Source organism: Micromonospora globispora, assembly GCF_003857015.1.
Classification (GTDB): Bacteria; Actinomycetota; Actinomycetes; order Mycobacteriales; family Micromonosporaceae; genus Micromonospora; species Micromonospora globispora.
In genome coordinates, this window is record NZ_QGGF01000503.1 from 1 (window position 1) to 22,908 (window position 22,908).

The window sequence follows — 22,908 nt, forward strand, 5'->3', positions numbered from 1 at the left end:
CGACCAGTACCCGCTCACCGGCGCGCAGCCCCGCCGCCTGCACCAGCATGGTGGCGGTACGCCCATCGGCGAGCAGGGCCACGGCCTGGTCCAGCGGCAGTCCCTCGGGCACCTCGAACGGCGCGTTCCGGTCCACCACCACGCGTTCGGCGTACCCGCCGGAGCCGCCGGTGCTGCTGACCACCCGCCGCCCGACGAGGGCCGGGTCGACCCCGGGACCCACCCGGGCGATCACGCCGCCGACGCCGTTGCCCGGGATCACCGGCAGGGGGCCGTTGAACGGTCCGAAGCCGGTCGCCCGGAACAGGGTCTCCACGAACGTGAGGTTGGCGTGTGCCACCTCGATCAGCACCTGCCCCGGTCCGGGCACCGGGTCCGGCGCCGATCCCGGCACCAGCACCTCAGGTCCGCCGAACTCCCGCAGCCACACCGCCCGCATTCGTTTCCCCCTCTCACCCGCCCGCCGTCCACCCCACAACCTCAACCGCACGTGAGGTCAAGCGTCGGGCCGCCCCTGTGGGAGGCGACACTTTCCGGGAAAGAGGGCTCATTCAGCGTCCGGCAGGCCACCCTTTCCGTAGAGGCGGATCTTGGCGGCGAGGAGGGAGAGGGGTCAGCCCGTGGAGGGGCCTACGCCGGGGGACTCGACCAGGCGGGAGAGGACGATGGTGCTCCGGGACGAGGTCACGAAGGACTCCGCCCGCAGCCGTTCCAGCGCCTCCTCCAGGTGGGCGATGTCGGCGGCCCGCAGGTGGATCAGCGCATCCGCCTCCCCGGAGACGGTGTACGCGCCGACCACCTCGGGGTGCCGGCGGGCGGCCGCCCCGATCTGCGCCGGGGTGGTCCGGCCGGCGCAGAACAGCTCGACGAACGCCTCGGTGGTCCAGCCGACCGCGGCGGGGTCGACGACCGCGGTGAAGCCGCGGATCACCCCGGCCGATCGGAGCCGGTCGACCCGTCGCTTGACCGCGGGGGCGGAGAGTGACACCCGGGCGCCGATGTCCGCGTACGACGCGCGGGCATCCGCCACGAGCAACGCAATGATTCGCTGATCAACCGCGTCTATCTGCAACGTTCCGCCTCTGGGAAGCAATGGTTGTGGCTGTTACCAAAGTTGCAGCGTACCTACCCTTGGTGACCGTGAACCAGCAGCGAGTCCCGCGAAAGCGGACATACCTCATGTGCTCGCCCGAGCACTTCGCGGTCGAGTACGCGATCAACCCGTGGATGGACGTGACCGCGCCGGTCGACGCCGAGCTGGCGGTCAAGCAGTGGGACCGCCTGCGGGAGACGCTCGTCGGCCTCGGCCACGAGGTGCACCTGCTCAATCCCGAGCCGGGGCTGCCCGACATGGTCTACGCGGCCAACGGGGCCTTCGTGGTGGACGGCACGGTCTACGGCGCCCAGTTCAAGCATGAGCAGCGGGCCGCGGAGGCCGCCGCGCACCGGGCGTTCTACGAGTCGCAGGGCTGGCGGTTCATCGCGCCGAGCGAGACCAACGAGGGCGAGGGCGACTTCGCGTACCTGCCGGAGGCGCACGGTGGGTTGATCCTCGCCGGCCACGGTTTCCGTACCGAGCTGCCGGCGCACGCCGAGGCGCAGGAGGCGCTCGCTCGACCGGTGGTCTCGCTGCGCCTGGTCGACCCGCGCTTCTACCACCTCGACGTGGCGCTCGCCTCGATCGACGACGAGAACATCGTCTACTACCCGGGGGCCTTCTCGGCGGCCAGCCAGCGGGTGCTCACCCAGCTCTTCCCCGACGCGGTCATCGCCGACGACGAGGACGCCCTGGCCTTCGGCCTCAACCTGGTCAGTGACGGCGCGAACGTGGTGCTGAACAGCGAGGCGACCCGGCTGGCCGGCAAGCTGAAGGCGGCCGGCTACACCCCGGTCGCGGTCGAGCTGGCCGAGCTCAAGAAGGGCGGCGGCAGCGTGAAGTGCTGCATCGCCGAGCTGCGCCACTGATCCGCGACGCGCCCCGGGCACGGAACGGGCGGCCTCCCCGCGGGGAGGCCGCCCGTTCGGCGTACGAGGGGGTTCAGCCCAGCGTGCCCAGCTCGTTGATTACGACGTTCGACAGCATCCGGCCGTCGAGCTGGACCCGGCGCAGGTACCACTTCTGCTGCGGGGTGCGCGGCTGGTTGAACTGCCAGGCGCCCCGAGGGCTGTCGATCTGCCCGATCTTGCCGAGCGCGAGGTTGACCTGCTGCGGGTTGGGGTTCTCGCCGGCCAGCCGGATCGCCTTGTCGAGCACCTGCGCCGCGTCGTACGAGGCCATCGCGTACGTGGTCGGCGAGGCGGTGAACGTCTTCCGGTACGCCGAGGCGAACACCCGGTTGGCCGTGTTGTTCAGGTCGGGCGAGTAGTTCAGCGCGGTCTCGATGCCGTACTTCAGGATGTGCGTCCGGTCCTGGCCGTTCTCCCCGTCGTCCAGCTCACCCAGCACGGCGCCCTCGGTGAGGAAGCCGGGGGCGAAGACGGAGCCCCGGTAGCCCTCGTCGTAGAGCTGCTTGATGAACTGCACCGCCGCCTTCCCGGTGAAGTGGCAGAAGATCGCGTCGGGGTGAAGCCGCAACGCCTCCTGGATGGGCGCGGAGTACGCGCTCTTGGGGGCGTTGGGGTCGTTGGTGGTCCAGATGACGTCCTTGGGGAGCTGCCGCTCGCTGCTCTCGTAGTTTCGGCGGAAGCCCTCCATGACGTCGCGACTGCTCGGGTTGTTCGCGGCGATCAGCGCGATCCGGCTGGTGGTCGGCAGGGTCTGGCGGAGGTACTGGCCGAGCGCCCGACCGGGCTCGTCGAGGACGTACGACGTGCGCCAGATGTAGACGACGCTCTGCAGGCTGAGCGGCGAGGCGTTGGAACCGATCAGCGGCACCCGGGCCGTTTCGACGGTGTCCCGGATGGCCGACATGACGACTGAGCTGACCACGCCGGTGAGGGCGAGCACGCCCTGCTTGAGCAGGCCGTCGACGGCGGCCTGGCCGGTCTTCGCGGTGACCCCCTCGTCGGCGGTCACCAGCGTCACCGGGTGCCCGCCGAGGCGCTGCTCGTTGAGGGAGAGGAAGAGCTGGAACCCGTTCGTGATCTCCTTACCGATCGCCTGGTTCGGTCCGCTCTCAGGGGCGATGAGGCCGATCTTGATCGGGCTGGCGGAGGTGGTGGGCGTGGTGCTCTCGGAGTCGGAGCCGCAGCCGGCCGCCAGTCCGGTGGTACCGAGCGCGGCCAGCAGTTGAAGGGCCCGCCTGCGGTTCATCTGCGACACCGATTTCCTTCCAAAAAGCGCTGCGAGGGCCGAGCGCCCCCTCGGCGTTCTACCTGGTTGGCGACGCTGCGTCAATGCCGGGAAGATCATCGTGCAGGGACCGCAACGCGTCGACCACCCGCGGCCACGCCGTCGAGTCGGGCGCTATGAGTCCGAAATGCTCGCATTCGGGCAGCTCAACAAGGGTGACAGGCGAGCCCGTTGCCCGAGCCGCCGCGACCCATGTGCGGCTCATCGTAACCGGCACCTGCCGATCCAGGACTCCGTGCATCACTACGCTCCGTACACGAATGGGCACCAAGGCCGACGGGTTCGCGGCCGCGTACCGGTCCGGCACATCCGCCGGGCCGCCGCCGAGCAGCGCGGCCACCGCCCCGGCGTCCAGGTCCAGCCGGTACGCCTCGGCGAGATCCGCGACCGGGGCGAGCGCCAGTACGCCGCCGACCGTGGTCGGCGCGTGGGCGGCGACGTAGAGCGCCAGGTGCCCGCCGGCCGAGTGACCGACCAGGATCGGCGGCACCGGCGCCACCCGATCCGGCATCACCGCCGCGGCAAGCTCGGGCAGCGCCGCCACCCCGGTCAGCACGTCGGTCAGCGTGTGCGGCCAGCCGCCGTCGGGCTGGCCGGTGCGCCGGTACTCGACCTGGGCGACCGGGTGGCCCAGCGCGGCCAGCGCCGCCGCCATCGGCCCGGTGTGGCTGCGGTCGTACTCGGCACGCCAGAACCCGCCGTGCACCACGATCACCAGCGGACGGGCCCGACCGGTGCCGGCGGGTCGGCGCAGATCGGCAAGCTGCTCGGGATGGTCGCCGTAGGCCACCGTGGCGTCCGGCGCCGGGGCGGGCCGGGTGAGCACGTCGCGCGGGTCTGCGGGCATGGAGCGACGGTAGTACGCCCCGCCCGGGTGGTTCCGGGCCGGTAGCGGGTGCCCGCCGCATGCCGGTGGCGGGCGCTGGGTAAAGATGGGTCCCATGACCGAAGCGCGCTCCGCTGGACAGGACGACGAGCAGGGCAAGGACGGCATCCCCGGCACCGTGGTGGTGATCGGCCCCGACGGGCGGCCGGTCGGCACCATGCCGACCGAGGAGGGACCGGGCGAGGACCCGACCCGCCTGGTCGAGCAGCCGGCCAAGGTGATGCGGATCGGCAGCATGATCAAACAGCTGCTGGAGGAGGTCAAGGCGGCGCCGCTCGACGACGCCAGCCGGCACCGGATGCGCGAGATCCACGAGCGGTCGATCGTCGAGCTGAAGGAGGGGCTCGCCCCCGAGCTGCGCGAGGAGCTGGAGCGGATCTCGCTGCCCTTCACCGAGGACCAGGCGCCCAGCGAGGCCGAGCTCCGGATCGCGCACGCCCAGCTGGTCGGCTGGCTGGAGGGGCTGTTCCACGGCATCCAGGCCGCGCTGGTGGCCCAGCAGATGGCCGCCCGGGTGCAGCTGGAGCAGATGCGCTCCGGCCGGCAGGCCCTGCCCAGCGGGCCGGGCGGGATGGTGCCGGGGATGCCCGGCATGCCGCCGCCGAACGAGGGCCACGCGACGGGCCAGTACCTGTAGACCTCAGCCCACCCCGAAGACCTTCTCCAGGTACGCCGCCACGCCGTCCTCGGAGTTCGCCGCCGTCACCTCGTCGGCGATCTCCAGGACGGCGGGGTGCGCGTTGGCGACCGCGACCGATCGGCCCGCCCAGGTCAGCATCGGTACGTCGTTGGGCATGTCACCGAAGGCCAGCACGTCCCGCTCGTCGATGCCGAGGCGGGTGCAGTACCAGGCCAGGCCCGCCGCCTTGGTCACCCCGGCGGCGGAGATCTCCACCAGCCCGCTGTACGACGAGTGGGTCGCCTCGGCCAGCCCCTCCAACGCCGCGGCCACCACCTGGAGGAACGCGTCCGGGTCCTGCTCGCCGGCCCGGGCCAGCAGCTTCACCGCCGGCAGGGCGAGCAGCTCCTCCGGCGACTCGACCGCCCGGATCGCGTCGTGGTCCGCGTCCCAGCGCAGCGGGTAGTGCGCCTCGTGCCGCATCTGCCGGCTGTCCACGATCTCCACCGCGAAGCTCACCCCGGGCACCTCGGCCCGCAGCCGCCGGGCCACCTCGGCCAGCAGGTCCGGGGCGAGCGGGTCGGCCCGGAGCACCTCGTCGGCGACCGGGTCGTACACCACCGCGCCGTTGGCGCAGATCGCCGGAAGTGGCGCGGCGAGCTGGTCGTACACCAGCTGGAGCCAGCGGATCGGACGGCCGGTGACCAGCACGACCGGCGTGCCCGCGGCGGAGATCCGGGCCAGCACCGCCGCGGTGTGCGGGCTGAGCGTCCGGTCGTCCCGGAGCAGGGTGCCGTCGATGTCGGTCGCGACCAGCCGAGGTGCCTCTCCCATCACCGGGAGAGTAGTCGGTCCAGGTAGACGGCGACGCCGTCGTCGTCGTTGCGCAGGGTCACCTCGTCGGCGGCGGCGCGGACCTCCGGGTGGGCGTTGGAGACCGCCACCCGGGCCCAACCGGCCCAGGCGAACATCGGCAGGTCGTTGGGCATGTCACCGAAGACCAGCACCTCGGCGGGGTCCACCCCGAGGGTCTGCGCGACCACGGCGAGGCCGGTCGCCTTGTCCACCCCGGGCGGGCAGATCTCGATGAAGCCGAGCCCGGCCTGGGTGAGCGTGGCCAGCTCCGGCGGCACGATCCGGCGGGCGGCCGCCAGCAGCTCGTCCACGTGGTGGTCGGCGGTCCGGGCGAACGCCTTGATCACATCGGTGGAGAGGCACTCGGCCCGGGTGCGCGCCTCGAACCGGTCCGGGTACGGCCAGCTCGGGTGGTAGTCGCCCCAGAGCGGGGCGTCTTGCTCGTCGGACGCCTCCACCATCACGGTCAGCGGGCCGACCTCGGCCTCCAGGTCGGCGAGGAGCCGGGCGAGCAACTCCCCGGGGAGGCGTTCGTCACGCAGCACCACCGGGCCGGCCGGGTCGCTCTGGTCGACCACCCGCCCCCCGCCGGCCATCACCAGGAAGTCGGCGGCGCGGATGTCGTTGCGGGTGAGCTCGGTCAGCCGCGGTCCGCGACCGGTCGCGCCGACCACCGGGATCCCGGCGGCCCGCACCCGGTCGAGCACCTCGTGGGTGTACGCCGAGACGGTGTCGTCGCTGCGGACGAGCGTCCCGTCGAGGTCGGTGGCGATCAGCTTGGGCAGGCCCGGGCGGGTCATGGTTCCTCCTTCGCCCGCCGCCGTCGCGCCAGCCGTCCTGGTCGTCGGTGCCTCGGCCCACGGAACGGCGGGCAGCAACCGTACCTCGCGGAACAGGTCGCAACCATGGCTTCCCGGCGAATCGGGCACCAACCCGTGGCAGCCGTCCGGTGGCCGGTCCCCGGAACGATCCGGTCAGATCGGCGGCTCGGGGCGGGCGAACGGCACGGTGGGCTCGACCGTCAGGTCGGTCGGTGCGGGCGGCCGGTCGTCGACGAACCGCTCACGTCGGCGGCGCCAGCCCGACGTCGCCGGGCCGTCCTCGGGCTCCGCCCCGTCCTCCGGCTGCGTGAGGCTCTCGCCCGGCTGCTTCGCCGGGACCTTGCCGGAGAGGTGCAGCGCCGCCGCGAGCAGCAGCGCGGCCAGGAAGGCGGTCACCAGGCCCCGCCCGTAGTCGACCCGGAAGCCCTCCTCGGAGGAGTAGAAGAGGGCTCGCTGGTCGGAGTCGTCGAGGGAGAGCGCGGTCGCGGTCAGGACGGCCAGCACCGCCGCCGCGAGCGCCAGGCCGGCCACCCGGGCGTTGTGCCGGACGCCGGGCGTGCCGCGCAGGGCCAGGGCCACCGCGCCGGCCAGGCCGAGCAGGCCCACCAAGTACGCGACGCCGAAGCCGCCCACCCCGGCCACCCCGCCCGGGACCTGGATCGTGGTGTTCCCCTCGGGACCACCGTTCGGCACCGTCATGACCAGCCACTCGCCGATCAGCGAGGCGACCGCGGCCACCGCGCCCAGCCCGGCGAGCACCATCGGCAGCCGATGATCCCGCCCCAGTCCGGCCAGTGAGCGACCGAACCGGCCGGCGGGCGCGCGATCGCCCTCCCCCCACCCGACCACGGTGGTTTCGTCGGAGCGGTTGTCCTGCCGGGGGATGGGGAGATCCTGGGACATCGGCCACCCTTCCGCACGCGGGCCTGAGCCGAATCATGACACAGCCCGCAGGCGGCCAGAGGTACCGCAAGTCCGACCTGATGGGGCCGTTGTCCGGCGAGCGATCCCATATCGAGCGGTCGCTGCGACCCCGGCCGGTTTCCGTTAGCGTCGGGACATGCCTATCCGTACCGCTTCCGCACACTGGCAGGGCAACCTCACCGACGGCTCCGGGACCATGCGCACCGGCAAGGGCGGCCTGACCGGCAACTACTCCTTCAAGTCCCGTTTCGAGGAGGGCGAGGGGACCAACCCCGAGGAGCTGATCGGCGCGGCGCACGCCGGCTGCTTCTCGATGGCCCTCTCCAAGCAGCTCGCCGACGCGGGCGCCACCGACACCTCGGTCGAGACCACCGCCAAGGTGCACTTCGACAAGACCGACGCGGGCATGGCCGTGACCCGGATCGACCTGGAGACCGTCGGCCAGGCGCCGGGCATGGACGAGGCGCAGTTCGGCAAGCTGGCCGAGACCGCCAAGGAGAACTGCCCGATCTCCCGGCTGCTCTCCCCAGGCGCGCAGATCACCGTCACGGCCCGCCTCGCCTCCTGATCTCGTACCGGCACGCCACCCGGCCCGTCGGGCAGAATGGGCGGCGTGCCGGTCGAGATGAGCCGTGAGCGCTTCGAGGAGCTGGTCGGCGAGGCCCTCGACGAGGTGCCCGAGGAGCTGCTCGGGCTGATGAACAACGTGGTCATCCTGGTCGAGGACGACCCACCCCCGGGTGAGGATCTGCTCGGCCTCTACGAGGGGCACGCGCTCACCGCTCGGGGCTGGGACTACTCCGGTGTCCTACCGGACCGCATCCTCATCTACCGGAATCCGATCCTGCGGATCTGCGACACCGACGACGACGTCATCGAGGAGGTCGCCGTCACGGTGGTGCACGAGATCGCCCACCACTTCGGCATCGACGACGAACGGCTGCACACGCTGGGCTGGGCCTGACCGGGCTCCTGCCGCGCTCCCCTCGGCCGATGCCCGCTGTTGCGCGGGTCTCCTAGCCTGCGGGGAGGCACACCCCGATGCAGGAGGAAATCCATGCGCAGCGCGCTGTTCTCCGCGGAGAACCTTGAAAAGGAGTCCCAGCAGCCGGGCATGCGGCTGCAGAACTCCAAGATGCTGAAGATCGAGCTCAACGGCGAGGCGATGGCCCGGGTCGGGTCCATGGTCGCGTACCAGGGGCAGGTGCAGTTCCAGGCGCTCGGCTCCGGCGGCATCGGCAAATTCATCAAGCAGCGCCTGACCGGCGAGGGCGTCCCCCTGATGAAGCTGTCCGGCCGAGGCGACGTGTTCCTCGCGGAGCTCTCCAAGGACGTGCACATCATCGACCTGGAGCCCGGCGACGCCCTCTCCATCAACGGATCGAGCGTGCTCGCCTTCGACTCCACCCTGCAGTACGACATCAAGATGGTCGGCGGCATGGGGATGGCCTCGTCGGCCGGCCTGTTCAACTGCGTCTTCACCGGACAGGGCCGGATCGCGATCACCACCAAGGGCACCCCGGTGGTGCTCAACGTCGACCAGCCCACGTACGTCGACCCGCAGGCGGCGGTCTGCTGGTCGGCCAACCTGCAGACCGGCTACCACCGGGCCGAGCAGCTCGGCCTGGGCTCGCTGCTCGGCCGCAGCACCGGTGAGGCGTTCACCATGAGCTTCGCCGGTCAGGGTTTCGTGGTGGTGCAGCCCTCCGAGGAGCCGCCGGTGCAGGGCAGCGGCGTTCAGCAGCAGCAGGGTGGCCTGCTCGGCGGCCTGTTGCAGTGATCGTCGGGTGCGTGGGACGCCCCGTCCGGGCGTCCCCGCACCGTCAGCTCAGCTCGCCCGCGCGGAGCCGGGCCAGCCAGGCCGCCGCGTCCGCGTAGTCGGCGTCGGAGAGGCCCGGCGGAGCGGGGACCGGCCGTTCCGCCGGGCTCCACCGGTGCCGCGGATACGACCCGAGGAAGCGCACCTCGGCGCAGACCCGGCGCAAACCCTGCAACGCCTCACCGAGCCGGACGTCGGCGACGTGGCCGGTGCAGTCGAGGAAGAAGACGTACCGGCCGAGCGCCTCGCCGGTGGGTCGGGACTCGATCCGGGTCAGGTTGACCCCCCGCACGGCGAGCTCCATCAGCACCGACAGCAGCGCACCCACCCGGTCGTGGGCGATGTAGATGGCCAGCGAGGTGACGTCGTCCCCGGTCGGGGGCGGCGGCGGGCCGGGGCGGGACACCAGCGCGAACCGGGTGACCGCATCCGGGTGGTCGGCGATCTTGTCGGCGAGCACGGTCAGCCGGTGCCGGGCCGCCCCGATCGGGGCGCAGATGGCGGCGTCGTACTCGCCGGCGGCCGCGCCCGCCGCGGCGGCACCGTTCGAGAGCACGTCGACCACGGCCGCGTCGGGCAGGTGGTCCCGGAGCCAGCCCCGGCACTGGGTGGACGCCTGCGGGTGCGCCGCCACACTGCGGACCGAGGCGAGCGCCGTCCCCGGACGGGCGGCCAGCACGAACTCCACCGGCAGGATCACCTCGCGAGTGATCACCAGCGGTTCGCCCTCGGCCATCTCGTCGAGGGTCACCCCGACCGCGCCGCCGATCGAGTTCTCCAGCGGCACCAGGGCCGCGTCGGCGTCCCCGGCCCGTACGCTGTCCAGCGCCTCGCCGACGCTGCGGGCGGGCGTACGGGTGCCGTGCTCCGCGGCGGGCACGGTACGCAGCGCCTGCTCGGCGAAGGTGCCCTCGGGCCCGAGGTAGACGAAGCGGGTCGGCGGTGTTCCCGGCATGGCGACCAGCCTACGCACCCGGAACGGCGTCGCAGGCCAACGTCCGGATGCCGGGTGGCGCGACCGCCCGTACCTCCACCCCGCACACGTCCGTCCCGGCGGTGACCAGCTTCAGTGCGGTGGGTCGGCCGCGGGTCACCACCTGGAGCTGCTCGTGCCCGGTCACGTCGAGCACGGTGTACTGCCAGCCTCCCGCGCAGAGCGGCCCCGTCCGGACCTCGGCCCGTACGGTGCGGGGGAGCACCCCGGCGGAGCCGCGCAGCAGCGCGATCACCCGGTCCCCGGAGGGGCCGGACCGGCACGGCACGGCGACCAGGTCGGAGGCGGTGGGGCTGAGGGTCGGGACGGCCGGGGTGGTGGGCGCCACGGTCGGCGGCGGGGGGCTCGGTGTCGCGGTGGGGGTCGGCGCGGCAGCGGTCTGCCGGGTGGGTTGCCGGAGCTCGGGTGGGGTGCCGCAGGCGGCGAGGGGCAGCAGGGCGAGCAGCACGACCGGGACGGTCAGCCGCCGGAGGGTGACGGGGCGTGGCGCGGTGGGTGGCACGGTCCGATCCTCGGCATCGGCGAACGTCGTGGTGGCCGGGTGGCCGAGCCCATCGTAGGAGGATCGCCCGTCGAGGTGAAGCTCGCTCGTGGACGCGGTGTCCGGCCATCCCAGCGCCGTCGCTTCGGCGAGGCGGACGGCGGCCGGTCCCAGCCCCCCCGGTTGCGCCGGTCGCGCAGATCAGACCTCGGAGAAGAAGGTGAGTGAGCCGGCGACCGCCCCGTCGGTGAGCACCGGGGTGGAGATCGCGTCCACAGTGATCCCGGGCCCGTCCTCGCCGGGCCCTTGGACGCGGAGCAGCCCGCGGGCGAGCCGGCCGGAGTGCAGGGCGAGCAGCGGCGGGATCTTGTCGGTCTCCTGCTCGGTCAGCTCGCTCTTGTTGGCCGTGAAGTCCACCAGCCGTAGGCCGCCGTCCAGAAGCGGATACCCGATCACGTCCTCGGGGGCACCGAGGCAGAGCAGCTCGCATCCGGACGACGAGATGGCCACCACGGTGGTGTCGGCGTCGATCAACAGGCAGGGCTCCGCTGCGTGGGAGACGGTGCTCGACCACTGCCCGACGTTGTCGGACTCCGGCTCTGCCGGTGTGTCCGCCGCCGGCGAAAACACTTCCGAGAGCGAGAGTTCGACGTGGGCCACCGCGCCTCCTATGTACACCGACGGTCTGTCCACGCTAGCCGGTCGACGTGACCACCGCTCGACCGCGCTGGATCCACCGGCCGCCGGCGCGCTCCGGGTGCCCGGGCAACCGTGCCACGAGGGTGGTGCGACGCGTGCCCGGCGAGCGGGCGGTCGGCGACGGCGCGGACCGACGGGACCTGCCGAGGCCGATCCCCGGACCGCGTGGCGTCGCCGCAGACGTTACCGGTGGGCGGCCCGCTTGTCAGCGGCCGTTCGGCCCTCGTCATACCACCGGTAGTCGGCTGCTGGACGGTACGTGCCGTTGAGCCACGTGCTCGGGTGCTGGGCGACCCGGGACAGCTTCTCCGCGGTGTCGGGACTGATCCGGTTGCCGCCCGCCACCAGGAGTCGGTCCAGCTCCCGGTGGGTGGCCATCAGGCAGTCCTTCGGAAGGCCGTAGACACTGATCACCCCGGAGCCGACGAAGGTCAGCACCGGGGTGACCGGGATCGGCAGGCCGACCGCGTCGGAGAGCGCCTTGCTCGCCCGCTTGGCGTCCCGGCGGGCCTCGGCCACATAGGGCGGACGCTTGCCGTTGATCTGCACGACGTCTCCCGCGACGAGCACCCGCGCCCGGCCGTGGTCGGCGATGGTGACCGCGAAGAGGCCGCTCGGACCGATGGCCAGGAACCCGGCCCGCTCGTCCTGCCCAGGGTTGAGGAGGACGTCCGAGACGTCCGTCCGGGGCCACTCGATGACGTGCCAGGCGGGACCGAGATGGTCGAGCTGGCCGAGGGCACGGGCCCCGGCCGCCTCCAGCCGACGGGCATCGCGCTCGGCCCGACGACGACGGGCCCACTCCAGGGGAGTGGGCCGGGACGGTTCGAGCGCCGAGGTTGGCTCGGCTCGGGGATGTGGCACCGTGACGGGCGGCAGTGCGCGGGTCGGTACGCCTCGGCGAGCGGGGAAGACAGTCATCGCGACCTCCGGCAAAAGGTCCCTGCAAGTTATGTCTCCACTACCCTACGTTGCGGACCCCGGGGCTCGGCAAGTTGGGACACCGGAATGACGGTGGATGAATGCCATATTCATCCACTCTTCTTTTCTCGGATGGCGCTGAACCCTGTCCTACGCTGCGAAGGTGACCCACTACGTGGACAGCGAGGTCGGTCGGCTCAGCACGGTGCTGCTGCACCGCCCCGGGCCGGAGCTCGCCCGGCTCACCCCCCGCAACAACGACTCGCTGCTCTTCGACGCTATCCCCTGGGTGGGGCGGGCGCAGGAGGAGCACGACGCCTTCGCCGCCGCCCTGCGCAGTCGCGGTGTGGAGGTGCTCTACCTCGCCACGCTGCTCGCCGAGACGCTCGCCGTCGCCGACGCCCGGGCCGAGCTGACCGAGCTGGTGCTCCGGTCGCCCCGGCTCGGCGACACGCTGCGCCGCCGGGTCGCCGATCACCTCACCTACCTCGACCCCGCCGCCCTCGCCGACGTGTTCACCGCCGGCCTGGCACACGAGGAGGTGCGGATCGGCCCCGACCGGCCGGGCGGTCTGGTCTGGACACTGATGGACCGGCACGACTTCGTCATCGATCCGCTGCCGAACCTGCTCTTCACCCGGGACTCCTCGGTCTGGATCGGCGACCGGGTCGGGGTGACCAGCCTGGCCATGCCGGCCCGGCGGCGGGAGACCACGCTGACCGACGCGATCTACCGGTACCACCCGCGCTTCGCCGGCACCGAGTTCGTCTACCACCCCGAGATGGAGCACCTGGAGGGCGGTGACGTGCTGCTGCTCGCGCCGGGCGTACTCGCCGTCGGGGTGGGCGAGCGGACCACCCCGGCCGGGGCGGAACGGCTCGCCCGGCAGGTCTTCGCCGCCGGCCTGGCGCACACCATCCTGGTGGTGCCGATCGCGCAGGAGCGGGCCACCATGCACCTGGACACCGTCTGCACGATGGTCGACGTCGACGCGGTGCTGATGTACCCGAACATTGCCAGCACGCTGTCGGCGTACACGGTCATCGCCGGGGCGGACGGCGACGAGCTGCGGGTGGACGGGCCGGCGCCGTTCCTGCGCGCCGCCGCCGACGCGATGGACCTGGACCAGCTCCGGGTGATCGACACCGGGCTCGACCCGGTCACCGCCGAACGGGAGCAGTGGGACGACGGCAACAACACCCTCGCCCTCGCGCCCCGGCTCTGCGTCGGCTACGAGCGCAACGTGGAGACCAACGCCCAGCTGGAACGGGCCGGCATCGAGGTGATCGCGATCGCCGGCTCGGAGCTGGGCTCCGGCCGGGGCGGCCCACGCTGCATGTCCTGCCCGCTGGTCCGCGAGCCGCTACGACCCGTACAGCTGTAGGGCGGAACCCGTCAGCGGAGGGTGAGCTGGCGGCCGACCAGGCCGTGCCGGGCCCGGCGGCCCGCCCCGTCCAGCGGCTCCTTCTCCTCCAGCGCCTCGGCGTACCGCTCGGCGAAGGCCGCGACCGGCGCCTCCCACTCGGTCGCCGGCACCTCCTCGGGCAGGTCCCAGACCGGCACCAGCCGGCCGTGCGCCCGGAACATCCCGGCGAAGCGGGTGTTCTCCCCGAGGGTCAGCGTGCCCGCCACGCTCAGCCGGGCCAGCGCATCCAGCGCGGTGTCCTCGTCGTCCGGCAGCACCCAGCGCACGTGGGCCTTCTCCGGCACCTGGCACCAGTACGCCGCCCGGGCGGCCGCCAACCGGACGGTCGGGTAGACCGCCGCGTTGGCCCGCTCCAGGGAGGCCTGCACGTTCGGGTCGTCGGTGGCACCCGGGTCGAGCCAGAACTCGAAACCGTCGTGCATGGTGATCTCCAGCGGGCCGTCGACCAGGACGTCCTGGAGGCGGGGACCGGGCCCGGGCAGCGGCGGCACGGAGACCTGGCCGCCCGGCTCGGTGCGCAGCGCGCAGAGCAGCGCCTCGGCCAGGTCCCGGGAGACGTCACCGGACTGCTGGTGCCGCTGTAGCCCGATGAAGACCCGGCCGTCCGGCTTGGTCATCGCCGGGGCGGCCAGCGGCAGCACGGTGGCCAGGGTGACCGGGCGGTCGCCGTACTCCTCGACCAGCTCCGGGGTCAGCCGCAGCGGCGCCGTGGCGGCCGGGACCAGCTCGCGCAGCGCGATCCACTCCGGCTCGTCGGTCAGCCCCGCGAACGGTCGGGGCACGAAGATGTCCCGCACCTTCTCCCGCTTCGGGGTGGCTTCGGCGGCCCGCTGGCTCTTTCGACGCTTGCTCACGGCGAGACAGCCTAGAGGCCGCGCCGGGCCGAGGTGGGAAGGACCCGCCCGGCGGCCTGCTCAGCCGGCCGCGACCAGGTCCGGCCGGGGCGAGGCCAACGGGTCGAACTCGGCCCAGACGCTCTGGCCGAGGCCGTCCCGCTCGACCCCCCAGCGGCTGGCCAGGCCGGAGACGATGTGCAGCCCGCGGCCGTCGATCGCGTCCGGGGTGGCCGCCCGCATCAGCGGGCCGGAGTTGGAGCCGCCGTCGGTGACCCGGATCTGGACGCTCTGGCCGTCGGCGGTCGGCGTCAGCCGCCAGGCCACCCGGACCACCCCACCGGGCAGCGGGTCGGCGTGCCGGACGGCGTTGCCGACCAGCTCCGCGAGGACGGACACCAGGTCGGCCAGCAGGGCGGGCGGTACGACGTCAGCCAGCTCGTCGGCGAGCCGGTGCCGGGCCAGGCGCGCGCCGGTGGCGTGATGGGGCACCACCACGCACCACGATCTTTCCGCCGAACCCGTCGACACCGCCGTCCCTTCCCCCCGTCGGCGCCCATCGCCCGAGGTCAACCCCGGGGCAGCCGCACCTCTGCGACGGTACCCCCACCGATCCTCGGTCGGAGGGATACCCATCCATTCTGCTGTTCAACGATCTGCCGGACGAGATAGAGGCCGAGCCCGGCGCCCGGGTAGCGCCGGCGGTCGCCGGACTCGCCCTGCCAGAACCGGTCGAACGCCCGTTCCACGTGCTCGGGTCGGATGCCGATGCCCCGGTCGGCGACCCGGAAGGAGACCGTCCGCTCGTCCGCCGACGCGCTCACCTCGATCGGGGTGTCCGGCAGCGAGTACTTCCCGGCGTTGGTGCTCAGCTCGGTCAGCACGGTGGCCAGGCTGTGCCGGTCCCCGAGCACCTTGGGCAGGTCGGCCGGGAGGTCGAGGACGATCCGGTGCCGGACGTCCGCCGGCAGGTCGGTCACCGCGGCACGCAGCGCGTCGACCAGGTCGAAGGGGGCGCCGGACTCCCCGCCGGGCCGGTTCTCGGTGGCGGCGGAGAGCAGCCGGTCGACGAGCCGGGCCAGCTCGTTCGCCCGCTGGCCGATGATCCGGGCCGCCTGCCGGCGGTCGTTGTCGCTGAGCGACTCCCAGTGGTCGGTCAGGGTGTCCGCGTACCCCTTGATCACGGTGACCGGGGTACGCAGCTCGTGGCTTGTCACCGCCACGAAGAGGTCCCGCTCGTGGTCGCGCCGCTGCTGGTCGGTGATGTCCCGGAAGGTCACCACGCGCAGGGTTCCCGGGCCCGGCAGCTCCCCGGAGGTGATCCGCAGCCAGCGGCCGTCGGGTAGCCGGTGGTCGAGCACCTGCCCGGACGGCGGCAGCGGGAACGGCAGCGGGTGGTTCAGCGCCTCCGCGGCGGAGCGGCCGGTCACCTGCGCGGCGGCCGGGTTCCAGAGCCGGACGTGGTGCTCCCGGTCCACCACGGCGAGCCCGTCGGCGAGCGCCGCCACCACCGGCCCGTCGCCGTGCACCGGCAGGCCGGTCTGGTCGCCGTACATGTGGGCGATGCAGGAGGCGATGTAGCCGATGACGGCGTGCTCGGAGGTGTCCTCCGGGTCACCGTCGTGGTAGAGGGCGTGCAGGCTGCCGACGGTCAGCCCGCCGATCTCGGCCCGGGCGACGATCATGCGTGGCAGTCCCCGGCCGGCCAGCTCGTCGGCGAGCGCACCGGGGATCGAGTCGACCCGTACCTGGCGTAGCGAGGGGCCGGAGAGGAGGCAGACGGTGGCCGGGTCGGCGGCCGGCAGCGGTCGGCCGACGGTCCAGGCGGCGGCGCCGGTCGCCGCGATCACCCGGCCGCCGGTGGGGGCGAACTCGACGAACGCCAGGCCGGCCGCGCCGATCGCCGGCTGGACGACGCGGAGCAGCTGGGTGAGGACGGGCAGCCCGGCGTCCCCGGAGTTGATCATCTTGATCACGCTGGTGTGGCCGGCGATGAGGGCGGGGAAGTCGGTACGCTCCGGCATGTCCCGAGTGTGCCGCGTCCATTCATGTTGCGTAAGTGAGCACATGATTGGATGTCCTACCTTGCGGTGGGACGGTCCCGGTCTTGCCCGCGGTGGCGGTGCCGGGTTGACGTTTCACAGCCACCGGCACCGCGAGCGGGGTCTTACGGTCGGCTCCACGTCCGTTTAGCGTCTCCGGGCCACTCCCGGCGACGGTGACCGCCAGTGCGGCCAGGTTCCGTGCGGCGTTGGCGTCCCGGTCAAGGACCAGGCCGCAGATGGTGCAGGTGTAAGTCCGCTCGGACAGGGCGAGTTTGGTTTTCACCGCGCCGCAGCCCGAGCAGGTCTTCGAGGACGGATACCAGCGGTCGGCCACCGCCAGTCGGCCGCCGTTCCATGAGGTCTTGTACGCCAGTTGCCGGCGTAGTTCGGCGAACCCGGCATCGGCGATGTGCCGAGCCAACCTGCGGTTGCGCAGCATCCCGGACACGTTGAGGTCTTCGACCACGATGGTGCCGTACTCGCGGGCGAGCCGGGTGGTTAGCTTGTGCAGGCCGTCGCGGCGCAGGTTCGCCACCCTGGCGTGCGCCCGGCCGAGCTGGGCGCGTGCCCGCTCCCACCGCTTTGACGCCCGTCGACCGGTGCGCCGGTCAGGGCCGATCCGGCGAGAGGCGTGCCTGCCCAGACGCCGCAACCGGCGGGCGGCGGCATCCAGGTAACGCGGGTTCGGCTGCAGCTCACCGGTGGACAGAACCGCCAGATACTTCACACCCAGGTCGACACCGACGGTCGCTCCCGGGCGTGCCGGCATGCGTCCGACGCGCTCCACCGCGCAGGTGAACGACACGTACCACCGCCCACCATCGCGGCGCACCGTCGCCGACACGACCCGGGCGGTGCCCGCCTCGAGCCGGCGAGCAAGCTTACGAGCCGACTCGTGCAGCTTCAGCCGGCCGAGTCGGGGCAGCACAACATGTTTACGGTCCGGCTCGACGCGGATGGCCCCGGTGGTGAAACGCACCGACGGGGTGGACCGGCGGCGTGACTTGAACCGGGGGAAACCCACCGGCCGCCCGGCCCGCTTACTCAAACGGGAGTCGGACCAGTTCTTCAACGCCCGGGCCAGCGCGTCCAGTCCGGTGTTGAACGCCTCCTTCGAGCACCCGGTCCACCACGGCGCCACGTCGCCCTTCGCCGCGTTCCACGCCCTGCGCAGCGCCGGCAGCGACCACCCCTGCGTCGGGGTCAAGTCCGCTTCGCCGATGCCGTAAGTGCGTTCGGCGGCCCGCTGATCCATCACCGCCTTCACCCGGGCCAGCGCCCAGTTGTGCGCCACCCTGGCCGCCCCCGCGTGCGCGAGCACCGCCCGCTGCTGCGCCGAGGTCAGGTCCAGTGCGAACCGGTATGCCTGGATGACGCTGCGCCGGTCCCGGTGTTCCACGGCCGGCACGATAACCACCCGGTCCGACATTCACCCGCAGCCATCAACGCCACACGTAGTACGCCAGGGCGGACGGCCCGGATCGGCCGCCGGGGGAGGACCGGCGGGCTGTTGGCCCGCCGGGGGTCGTCCGACGGGCAGCGTGTCGCCCGTGGTCAGCGGCCCAGCCGCGCCAGCGCGCGGGCCGGGCGGTCGGTGATCACCCCGTCCACCCCGGCCTCGAGGACCAGCTCCAGGTCCTCCGGCTCGTTGACCGTCCAGACGTAGACCTGGTTGCCGGCCGCCCGCAGCGCGGGGACGAGCTGCGGGCGGGCCCGGACCAGGGCGATCCCCGGTCCGGCGATCCGGGTGCCGAAGGGCAGCCGGCCGAGCCGCAGCCAGCGCGGCAGCGCCTCCAGCAGCAGCACCGTGGGCAGGCCGGGAGCGAGGTCGCGGATCCGGCGTACGGCGACCGGGGCGAAGGACATCACCGTGACCTGTACCGGGTCGTCCGGTTTCGGCTCGGCCAGCCCGTACCGGCGCAGCAGGGTGACCAGCCGGCGTTCCACGTCCCGCCCGTAGCGGGTGGGGTGCTTCGTCTCCACGAGGAGCCGGACCGGCCGCCCGGCGGCCAGCACCGCCTCGAGCAGCCGTTCCAGGGTGAGCAGGCGGGTGTGCGACTCGTCCAGCGGCTCGTCCCCGTCGGCCGGGACCGCGCCCGGGTGCCACGAGCCGAAGTCGAGCGCCTCCAGCTCGGCGAGGGTACGCGCGCTCACCAGCCCGCGACCGTTGCTGGTCCGGTCGAGCCGGCGATCGTGCACGCAGACCAGGTGCCCGTCGCGGGTCAGCCGGACGTCGCACTCCAGCCCGTCGGCACCCTCGTCGAGGGCGCGCAGGTACGCGGCGAGGGTGTGCTCAGGCAGGTCGTACGAGGAGCCGCGATGGGCGAAGACCAGGGGGTTGGCCATTGCCGGTCGATTTCTACAGGACCCGGCCCGGCTGTCCGTCGTCGGTGACCACCGGTCGGCCGGCGACGGCCCACTCGCCCATGCCGCCGTCGACGTTGCGCACCTGGTCCCAGCCGTTGCGCATCAGGTAGGTCACCACCTGCGCGGAGCGTCCGCCGGAGCGGCAGATCACCGCGACCTCCCGGTCGTCCGGCACCTCGGCCAGCCGGGCGGGCAGCTCCATCATCGGCAGGTGGTGGGCATCCGGCGCGTGGCCGGCCTTCCACTCGTCGTCCTCCCGGACGTCGAGCAGGTAAATGTCGTCGGGGACGGCCGACGCGGGCACGCTGGGAACCTGGGGTCCGAACACGGCTACCAAGCCTAGACGGCCCCGCCGGGCTAGAGCCGGTTGACCCAGCGGGGATTTGCGCCGGCCCACTGCGGCATCCGGGTGCCGCGGAGGGCGTCGAAGAGCCCGTCGCTCCCGTTGTCGAGCAGCACGTAGGAGACCGAGTCGATGGTCTGCGGGTACGACGGGACCTGCACCCCGCGCAGCGCGTCCGCGGGCAGCGAACGGAGCGCCAAGACCAGGTTCTCCACGGGTACGCCGTTGGTGTCCACGGTCAGCGAGCCGCCCACCGCCCGGAGCACCTGGTCGAGTTTCACCGGATCGTTGCGCAGGTGTGTCTGGCCCGCCTTGTCCAGTACCGCCCGGAGCATCTGCTGCTGGTGCCGCTGCCGGTCGTAGTCGCCGCCGGGCAGGTCGTACCGCTGGCGGACGTAGTCGAGGGTCCGGGCGCCGTCCATCTGCTGGCAGCCGGGGGTGAAGAGGGTCTTCGTGTGGATCGAGCGGACCGGGGTGTCCACGCACATCTGGATGCCCCCGAGCAGGTCGATGACCTGCTGGAAACCGGAGAAGTCGACCAGCGCGGCGCCGTCGAAACGGAGGCCGGTGAGCCGGGTGAGGGTGGCGGAGAGCAGGCGGGTGCCGGCCTCACCGCCGCCACCGTGCTCGTACGCCGCATTGATCTTGTCCTGCCCGCCGCCGTAGCCGGGCGCGGGCGGGATGGCGACCAGCAGGTCCCGGGGGATCGAGATCAGGTACGCCTGTCGCATGCCGGCCGGCACGTGCACGATGAGGATGCTGTCCGAGCGCTGGTCCTCTGCGGTGGCGCCCGCCCGGTGGTCCGAGCCGACCAGGAGGTAGTTGAGCGCGCCGGAGAGGTCGGTTCGCTTCTGCCGGGCGCTGGAGTCGAGCAACTGCTCCTTGACCACCGCGCGGTTGTACCGGTTGGTCAGCCAGTGCAGCCCGGTGACGGCGACCGTGGCGAGGAGGATCAGGGCGAGCCCACCGCCGAGCAGGAACCGGGGCCAGCGGGCGCCTGGTCCGGCCCGCCCGCGTCTGGTCCGTGCTGGCCTGGACGTGGCACCCCTCCCGCAGCCGTGACATGAGACCCGCTCACGTCAGGCTACGGGCCGGGACACCCGGCGGTGGCCGCTTTCCGCGCAGCTACCGCCGGGTCACCCCGCTCATTTACGTGTAGAGAGGACGCTCGGGTTGGCGTAGATGAACTCACCGAGCTTGTCCTCCTTGACCGCCTTGAACATCTCCATGCTCAGCGCGTTGAGGGTTTCCCGGGTGTGGTTCGCATTCGGGCTGTAGGTGCCGCCGTTGGTGCGCAGCGTGACCAGATCGTTGCCGCTGACGCCCTTCATGGTGAAGATGAAGTCGTCGATCGGGACGTTGCCTGTGTCCAAGATCAGGGACTTGCCGGCCGCCTGGATCAGCTTGTTGAGCTTGATCGGGTTGGTCAGCATGCCCTCCTGGCTCGCCTTCTTGGCCATCGCCTTGATGAGCTGCTGCTGGTTCTGCTGCCGGTCGTAGTCGCTGTTCGGCAGGTGGTACCGCTGGCGGGCGTAGTCGAGGGCCTCCCAGCCCTCCATCTCCTTGCAGCCCTTCTTGTGCACCACGGGGGTCATCGGCTTGCCGGTCTTCTTCGCGTCGGCGTTCCACATCGCCTTGCCGTCGACCCAGGACATGTGGTGTGAGGGCGTATCTTGGCTGACGCAGATCCGGACGGTGCCGAGGGCGTCGATGACGTTCTTGAAGCCGCCGAAGTTGATGATCGCCGCGCCGTCGAAGCTGATCCCGGTCATGTTCTTGATGGTCTTGGCCATCAGTTGGGCGCCGCCCTCCCAGCCGCCGCCGTTTCGGGCACCCGCCTGGAAGGCCGCGTTGATCTTGTCTGTGCCACCCTGGTAGCCGCTCTTCTTGAAGGGTGGGATCTGCGCCTCGGTGTCCCGCGGGATCGAGATCAGGTACGCCTGGTCGTGGGTGGCCGGGATGTGCAGGATGATGATCGTGTCCGATCGGACGTCGTCGGCGGCCCAGCGCTGCCGGGCGTCCACGCCGAGCAGCAGCATGTCGATCGGGCCCTTCAGGCTGCTGCCGCCCTCGGCGTCGGTCTTGCCCGCGTCACCGAGCAGGTTGCCCTGGTCGATGCTGCTGGTGGCCTGGCCGATCACCGCCTTGCTGCCGACGATGGCGAGGCCGCTGGTCATCATCAGCACCGCGCCGAAGATCAGCGTGAGCCGCGCCCAGAGCGGGTCCTTGCGGCGGCTGCGCTTCTTACCCCCGCCGGAGCCCGGTCCGGGGGGCGTCGGGGTGAACGGCGGCACCCGCCCGGGTGCTCCGGGATCCAGTGACTGTGGGCGACGGCTGGTCTGGACCGGCATGCGTGCTCCAGCTCGATGATCGGGGGCGGCACCACTGTACGTAACCCGTTCCCGTTCTGGCGACCTCGTCGCAGGCTATTCCGGCTTATCTCGGCACTCGTCGTGGCGGATTGCCCGAACGGACAATTGAAAGCAGCCGGTCGGGGGTTTGCCTGCCCTGAGGCGAGGCTTGCCGCCGACCGGCTGCGTGTGTTTTCGAGGGCTCCGGGTCAGCCGCCGTCGCCCGTCCCGCTCTGCTGGTTCGCCTTCACCCAGTCGGCCATCGTGTCCGCCGTCATCGCCTGGTACATCGCCAGCGCCTTCTCCCGGTCGGAGACCACCACCGACTCGCCGTTGACCATGTCGCTGCCGAGGTTGGGGCTGGTGATGAAGGTCAGGTTCTCGCTGCGCAGGCTGCGGAACTGCATGGCCATGTCGACGAGCGAGAATCCCTGATCGACCGTGACCGCGTCGGTGGTGGCCTTGAGGAAGGCGTTCAACTTCGCGGGGTTGGTCAATGTGCCGGTGCTGGCGGCCTTATCCATCAGCGCCTTGAGGAATTCCTGCTGGTGCCGCATCCGGGCGAAGTCGCCCTCGGGGAACTGCTTGCGCTGGCGGACCCAGTCCAGCGCCTCCTCGCCGTTCATGTGGTTCACGCCCTTGGTGAACGTCCGGTACGGCTTGTGGATCGAGGTGATGGTCCGCTCCACCTTGAGGTCCACCCCGCCGAGGGCGTCGGTGACCTGCTTGAACCCGGCGAAGTCGATCGCCATCACGTGGTCGATCCGGACGTCGGTGAAGCACTCCACGGTCTTGACCGCGAGCGGCAGGCCGCCGAACGCGAAGGCCGCGTTGATCTTGGCGCGCTGGCCGGAGTCGCAGTCCGCGCCGGCGCTCTCCGGGATCGGCACGTAGAGGTCGCGCGGGATGGAGACCAGGTACGCCTGCTTGTGGTCGGCCGGGATGTGCATGACGATCAGCGTGTCCGCCCGCCACTTGCCGGCGCTCTCCACCGGGGCGTCCGGGTCCCGGGAGTCGCTGCCGACGAGCAGGATGTTCAGCGCGCCGTCGACCGGCTTGGCCGGCCGGCCGCCGGTGATCTGCGAGAACGGGTCGGTCCGGCCCAGGTCGTCGTTGAGGTTGCGGGCGTAGAACCAGGCACCCACGCCGCCGAGCAGCGCGAGCACCAGCACCGCCACCCCGGCCACCAGGCCGATCCGGCCCCAGCGCGGTCGGGGGCCGCGCCGGCCGGG

General features: G+C 72.1%; 26 protein-coding genes. 6 read left to right on the plus strand and 20 right to left on the minus strand.

Annotated features, from left to right (window positions below; all coding sequences use genetic code 11):
* The coding region (locus DKL51_RS27075; RefSeq protein ID WP_185734931.1) for an alcohol dehydrogenase catalytic domain-containing protein at positions 1-439 on the minus strand (439 nt) is incomplete at its 3' end.
* A 174-nt stretch (positions 440-613) separates the two neighbouring features.
* Entirely contained in the window at positions 614-1,072 is a 459-nt protein-coding gene (locus DKL51_RS27080; protein ID WP_109943820.1) for an Lrp/AsnC family transcriptional regulator, read from the minus strand.
* 59 nt (positions 1,073-1,131) lie between these two features.
* Between DKL51_RS27080 and ddaH the strand changes: the two genes are divergently transcribed.
* On the plus strand, positions 1,132-1,965 hold the full coding sequence (ddaH, locus tag DKL51_RS27085; RefSeq protein WP_369008648.1) for a dimethylargininase: 834 nt from the start codon (positions 1,132-1,134) through the stop codon (positions 1,963-1,965).
* Between the two features lie 73 nt (positions 1,966-2,038).
* On the opposite strand, the gene DKL51_RS27090 is transcribed toward ddaH, so the two are convergent.
* Both DKL51_RS27090 and DKL51_RS27095 read right to left on the minus strand, forming a co-directional pair.
* Complete coding sequence (locus DKL51_RS27090; protein WP_124812635.1) at positions 2,039-3,262, minus strand: ABC transporter substrate-binding protein; 1,224 nt, start codon at positions 3,260-3,262, stop codon at positions 2,039-2,041.
* A 49-nt stretch (positions 3,263-3,311) separates the two neighbouring features.
* Positions 3,312-4,139 carry an alpha/beta hydrolase family protein gene (locus tag DKL51_RS27095; protein WP_109943817.1) on the minus strand — a complete coding sequence of 276 codons (828 nt, stop codon included), beginning with the start codon at positions 4,137-4,139 and terminating at the stop codon, positions 3,312-3,314.
* 85 nt (positions 4,140-4,224) lie between these two features.
* Here DKL51_RS27095 and DKL51_RS27100 point away from each other — a divergent pair, with 85 nt between their 5' ends.
* Positions 4,225-4,815, plus strand: a complete 591-nt coding sequence (locus tag DKL51_RS27100; RefSeq protein WP_109943816.1) for a bacterial proteasome activator family protein — start codon at positions 4,225-4,227, stop codon at positions 4,813-4,815.
* Between the two features lie 3 nt (positions 4,816-4,818).
* On the opposite strand, the gene DKL51_RS27105 is transcribed toward DKL51_RS27100, so the two are convergent.
* The 3 genes from DKL51_RS27105 to DKL51_RS27115 form a co-directional block, all read right to left on the minus strand.
* Positions 4,819-5,631, minus strand: coding sequence for an HAD family hydrolase (locus tag DKL51_RS27105; protein WP_124812636.1), 813 nt, complete (start codon positions 5,629-5,631; stop codon positions 4,819-4,821).
* The gene (locus tag DKL51_RS27110; RefSeq protein ID WP_109943814.1) at positions 5,631-6,452 is read right to left on the minus strand and encodes an HAD family hydrolase; all 822 of its coding nucleotides are present in this window, start codon (positions 6,450-6,452) and stop codon (positions 5,631-5,633) included. Before DKL51_RS27110 ends, DKL51_RS27105 begins: the two co-directional genes overlap by 1 nt.
* A 174-nt stretch (positions 6,453-6,626) precedes the next feature.
* Positions 6,627-7,376: a hypothetical protein gene (locus tag DKL51_RS27115; protein ID WP_109943813.1), complete on the minus strand. Its 750-nt coding sequence runs from the start codon at positions 7,374-7,376 to the stop codon at positions 6,627-6,629.
* A 157-nt stretch (positions 7,377-7,533) separates the two neighbouring features.
* Between DKL51_RS27115 and DKL51_RS27120 the strand changes: the two genes are divergently transcribed.
* From DKL51_RS27120 to DKL51_RS27130, 3 genes are all read left to right on the plus strand, one after another.
* Positions 7,534-7,965, plus strand: a complete 432-nt coding sequence (locus tag DKL51_RS27120) for an OsmC family protein (RefSeq protein ID WP_109943812.1) — start codon at positions 7,534-7,536, stop codon at positions 7,963-7,965.
* A 36-nt stretch (positions 7,966-8,001) separates the two neighbouring features.
* Positions 8,002-8,361, plus strand: coding sequence for a metallopeptidase family protein (locus tag DKL51_RS27125; RefSeq protein WP_185734932.1), 360 nt, complete (start codon positions 8,002-8,004; stop codon positions 8,359-8,361).
* A 93-nt stretch (positions 8,362-8,454) separates the two neighbouring features.
* Positions 8,455-9,177, plus strand: coding sequence for an AIM24 family protein (locus DKL51_RS27130; RefSeq protein ID WP_109943811.1), 723 nt, complete (start codon positions 8,455-8,457; stop codon positions 9,175-9,177).
* 43 nt (positions 9,178-9,220) lie between these two features.
* Here DKL51_RS27130 and pheA read toward each other — a convergent pair whose 3' ends face one another.
* From pheA to DKL51_RS27150, 4 genes are all read right to left on the minus strand, one after another.
* Positions 9,221-10,171 carry a prephenate dehydratase gene (gene pheA, locus DKL51_RS27135; RefSeq protein WP_109943810.1) on the minus strand — a complete coding sequence of 317 codons (951 nt, stop codon included), beginning with the start codon at positions 10,169-10,171 and terminating at the stop codon, positions 9,221-9,223.
* Between the two features lie 10 nt (positions 10,172-10,181).
* The gene (locus DKL51_RS27140; RefSeq protein WP_124812637.1) at positions 10,182-10,673 is read right to left on the minus strand and encodes a hypothetical protein; all 492 of its coding nucleotides are present in this window, start codon (positions 10,671-10,673) and stop codon (positions 10,182-10,184) included.
* A 219-nt stretch (positions 10,674-10,892) separates the two neighbouring features.
* Positions 10,893-11,351 (minus strand): hypothetical protein, encoded by a 459-nt coding sequence (locus tag DKL51_RS27145; RefSeq protein WP_109947576.1) that lies wholly within the window; start codon positions 11,349-11,351, stop codon positions 10,893-10,895.
* A gap of 222 nt (positions 11,352-11,573) precedes the next feature.
* Entirely contained in the window at positions 11,574-12,311 is a 738-nt protein-coding gene (locus DKL51_RS27150) for a hypothetical protein (protein WP_109947575.1), read from the minus strand.
* Between the two features lie 163 nt (positions 12,312-12,474).
* Here DKL51_RS27150 and DKL51_RS27155 point away from each other — a divergent pair, with 163 nt between their 5' ends.
* Entirely contained in the window at positions 12,475-13,695 is a 1,221-nt protein-coding gene (locus tag DKL51_RS27155) for an arginine deiminase (RefSeq protein WP_109947574.1), read from the plus strand.
* Positions 13,696-13,706: 11 nt separating this feature from the next.
* On the opposite strand, the gene DKL51_RS27160 is transcribed toward DKL51_RS27155, so the two are convergent.
* The 9 genes from DKL51_RS27160 to DKL51_RS27205 all read right to left on the minus strand — a co-directional run.
* Positions 13,707-14,591: a DUF5926 family protein gene (locus DKL51_RS27160; protein WP_109947573.1), complete on the minus strand. Its 885-nt coding sequence runs from the start codon at positions 14,589-14,591 to the stop codon at positions 13,707-13,709.
* Between the two features lie 60 nt (positions 14,592-14,651).
* A complete protein-coding gene (locus DKL51_RS27165; RefSeq protein WP_243422715.1) occupies positions 14,652-15,068 on the minus strand; it encodes an ATP-binding protein in 417 nt (138 codons plus the stop codon).
* Between the two features lie 71 nt (positions 15,069-15,139).
* Positions 15,140-16,594: a PAS domain-containing sensor histidine kinase gene (locus DKL51_RS27170; RefSeq protein WP_109947571.1), complete on the minus strand. Its 1,455-nt coding sequence runs from the start codon at positions 16,592-16,594 to the stop codon at positions 15,140-15,142.
* A gap of 22 nt (positions 16,595-16,616) precedes the next feature.
* A complete protein-coding gene (gene tnpB, locus DKL51_RS27175) occupies positions 16,617-18,014 on the minus strand; it encodes an IS607 family element RNA-guided endonuclease TnpB (protein WP_260428681.1) in 1,398 nt (465 codons plus the stop codon).
* Between the two features lie 155 nt (positions 18,015-18,169).
* The gene (locus tag DKL51_RS27185; protein ID WP_109947569.1) at positions 18,170-18,961 is read right to left on the minus strand and encodes a glycerophosphodiester phosphodiesterase; all 792 of its coding nucleotides are present in this window, start codon (positions 18,959-18,961) and stop codon (positions 18,170-18,172) included.
* 13 nt (positions 18,962-18,974) lie between these two features.
* Entirely contained in the window at positions 18,975-19,310 is a 336-nt protein-coding gene (locus tag DKL51_RS27190) for a rhodanese-like domain-containing protein (RefSeq protein ID WP_109947568.1), read from the minus strand.
* Positions 19,311-19,339: 29 nt separating this feature from the next.
* Positions 19,340-20,215 (minus strand): LCP family protein, encoded by an 876-nt coding sequence (locus DKL51_RS27195; protein WP_109947567.1) that lies wholly within the window; start codon positions 20,213-20,215, stop codon positions 19,340-19,342.
* Positions 20,216-20,470: 255 nt separating this feature from the next.
* Positions 20,471-21,676 carry an LCP family protein gene (locus DKL51_RS27200; RefSeq protein ID WP_109947566.1) on the minus strand — a complete coding sequence of 402 codons (1,206 nt, stop codon included), beginning with the start codon at positions 21,674-21,676 and terminating at the stop codon, positions 20,471-20,473.
* A 209-nt stretch (positions 21,677-21,885) separates the two neighbouring features.
* Positions 21,886-22,908 (minus strand): LCP family protein (locus tag DKL51_RS27205; RefSeq protein WP_260428682.1); only part of this gene is annotated, 1,023 nt, incomplete at its 5' end.

Excerpts from the sequence above, each read along its gene's own strand:
- DKL51_RS27120 (WP_109943812.1), top strand. The coding sequence starts at position 7,534 with ATGCCTATCCGTACCGCTTCCGCACACTGGCAGGGCAACCTCACCGAC.
- pheA (WP_109943810.1), bottom strand. The coding sequence starts at position 10,171 with ATGCCGGGAACACCGCCGACCCGCTTCGTCTACCTCGGGCCCGAGGGC.
- DKL51_RS27170 (WP_109947571.1), bottom strand. The coding sequence starts at position 16,594 with ATGCCGGAGCGTACCGACTTCCCCGCCCTCATCGCCGGCCACACCAGC.
- DKL51_RS27100 (WP_109943816.1), top strand. The coding sequence starts at position 4,225 with ATGGGTCCCATGACCGAAGCGCGCTCCGCTGGACAGGACGACGAGCAG.
- DKL51_RS27115 (WP_109943813.1), bottom strand. The coding sequence starts at position 7,376 with ATGTCCCAGGATCTCCCCATCCCCCGGCAGGACAACCGCTCCGACGAA.
- DKL51_RS27150 (WP_109947575.1), bottom strand. The coding sequence starts at position 12,311 with ATGACTGTCTTCCCCGCTCGCCGAGGCGTACCGACCCGCGCACTGCCG.
- DKL51_RS27105 (WP_124812636.1), bottom strand. The coding sequence starts at position 5,631 with ATGGGAGAGGCACCTCGGCTGGTCGCGACCGACATCGACGGCACCCTG.
- DKL51_RS27095 (WP_109943817.1), bottom strand. The coding sequence starts at position 4,139 with ATGCCCGCAGACCCGCGCGACGTGCTCACCCGGCCCGCCCCGGCGCCG.
- DKL51_RS27200 (WP_109947566.1), bottom strand. The coding sequence starts at position 21,676 with ATGCCGGTCCAGACCAGCCGTCGCCCACAGTCACTGGATCCCGGAGCA.
- DKL51_RS27185 (WP_109947569.1), bottom strand. The coding sequence starts at position 18,961 with ATGGCCAACCCCCTGGTCTTCGCCCATCGCGGCTCCTCGTACGACCTG.
- DKL51_RS27110 (WP_109943814.1), bottom strand. The coding sequence starts at position 6,452 with ATGACCCGCCCGGGCCTGCCCAAGCTGATCGCCACCGACCTCGACGGG.
- DKL51_RS27125 (WP_185734932.1), top strand. The coding sequence starts at position 8,002 with ATGGGCGGCGTGCCGGTCGAGATGAGCCGTGAGCGCTTCGAGGAGCTG.
- DKL51_RS27130 (WP_109943811.1), top strand. The coding sequence starts at position 8,455 with ATGCGCAGCGCGCTGTTCTCCGCGGAGAACCTTGAAAAGGAGTCCCAG.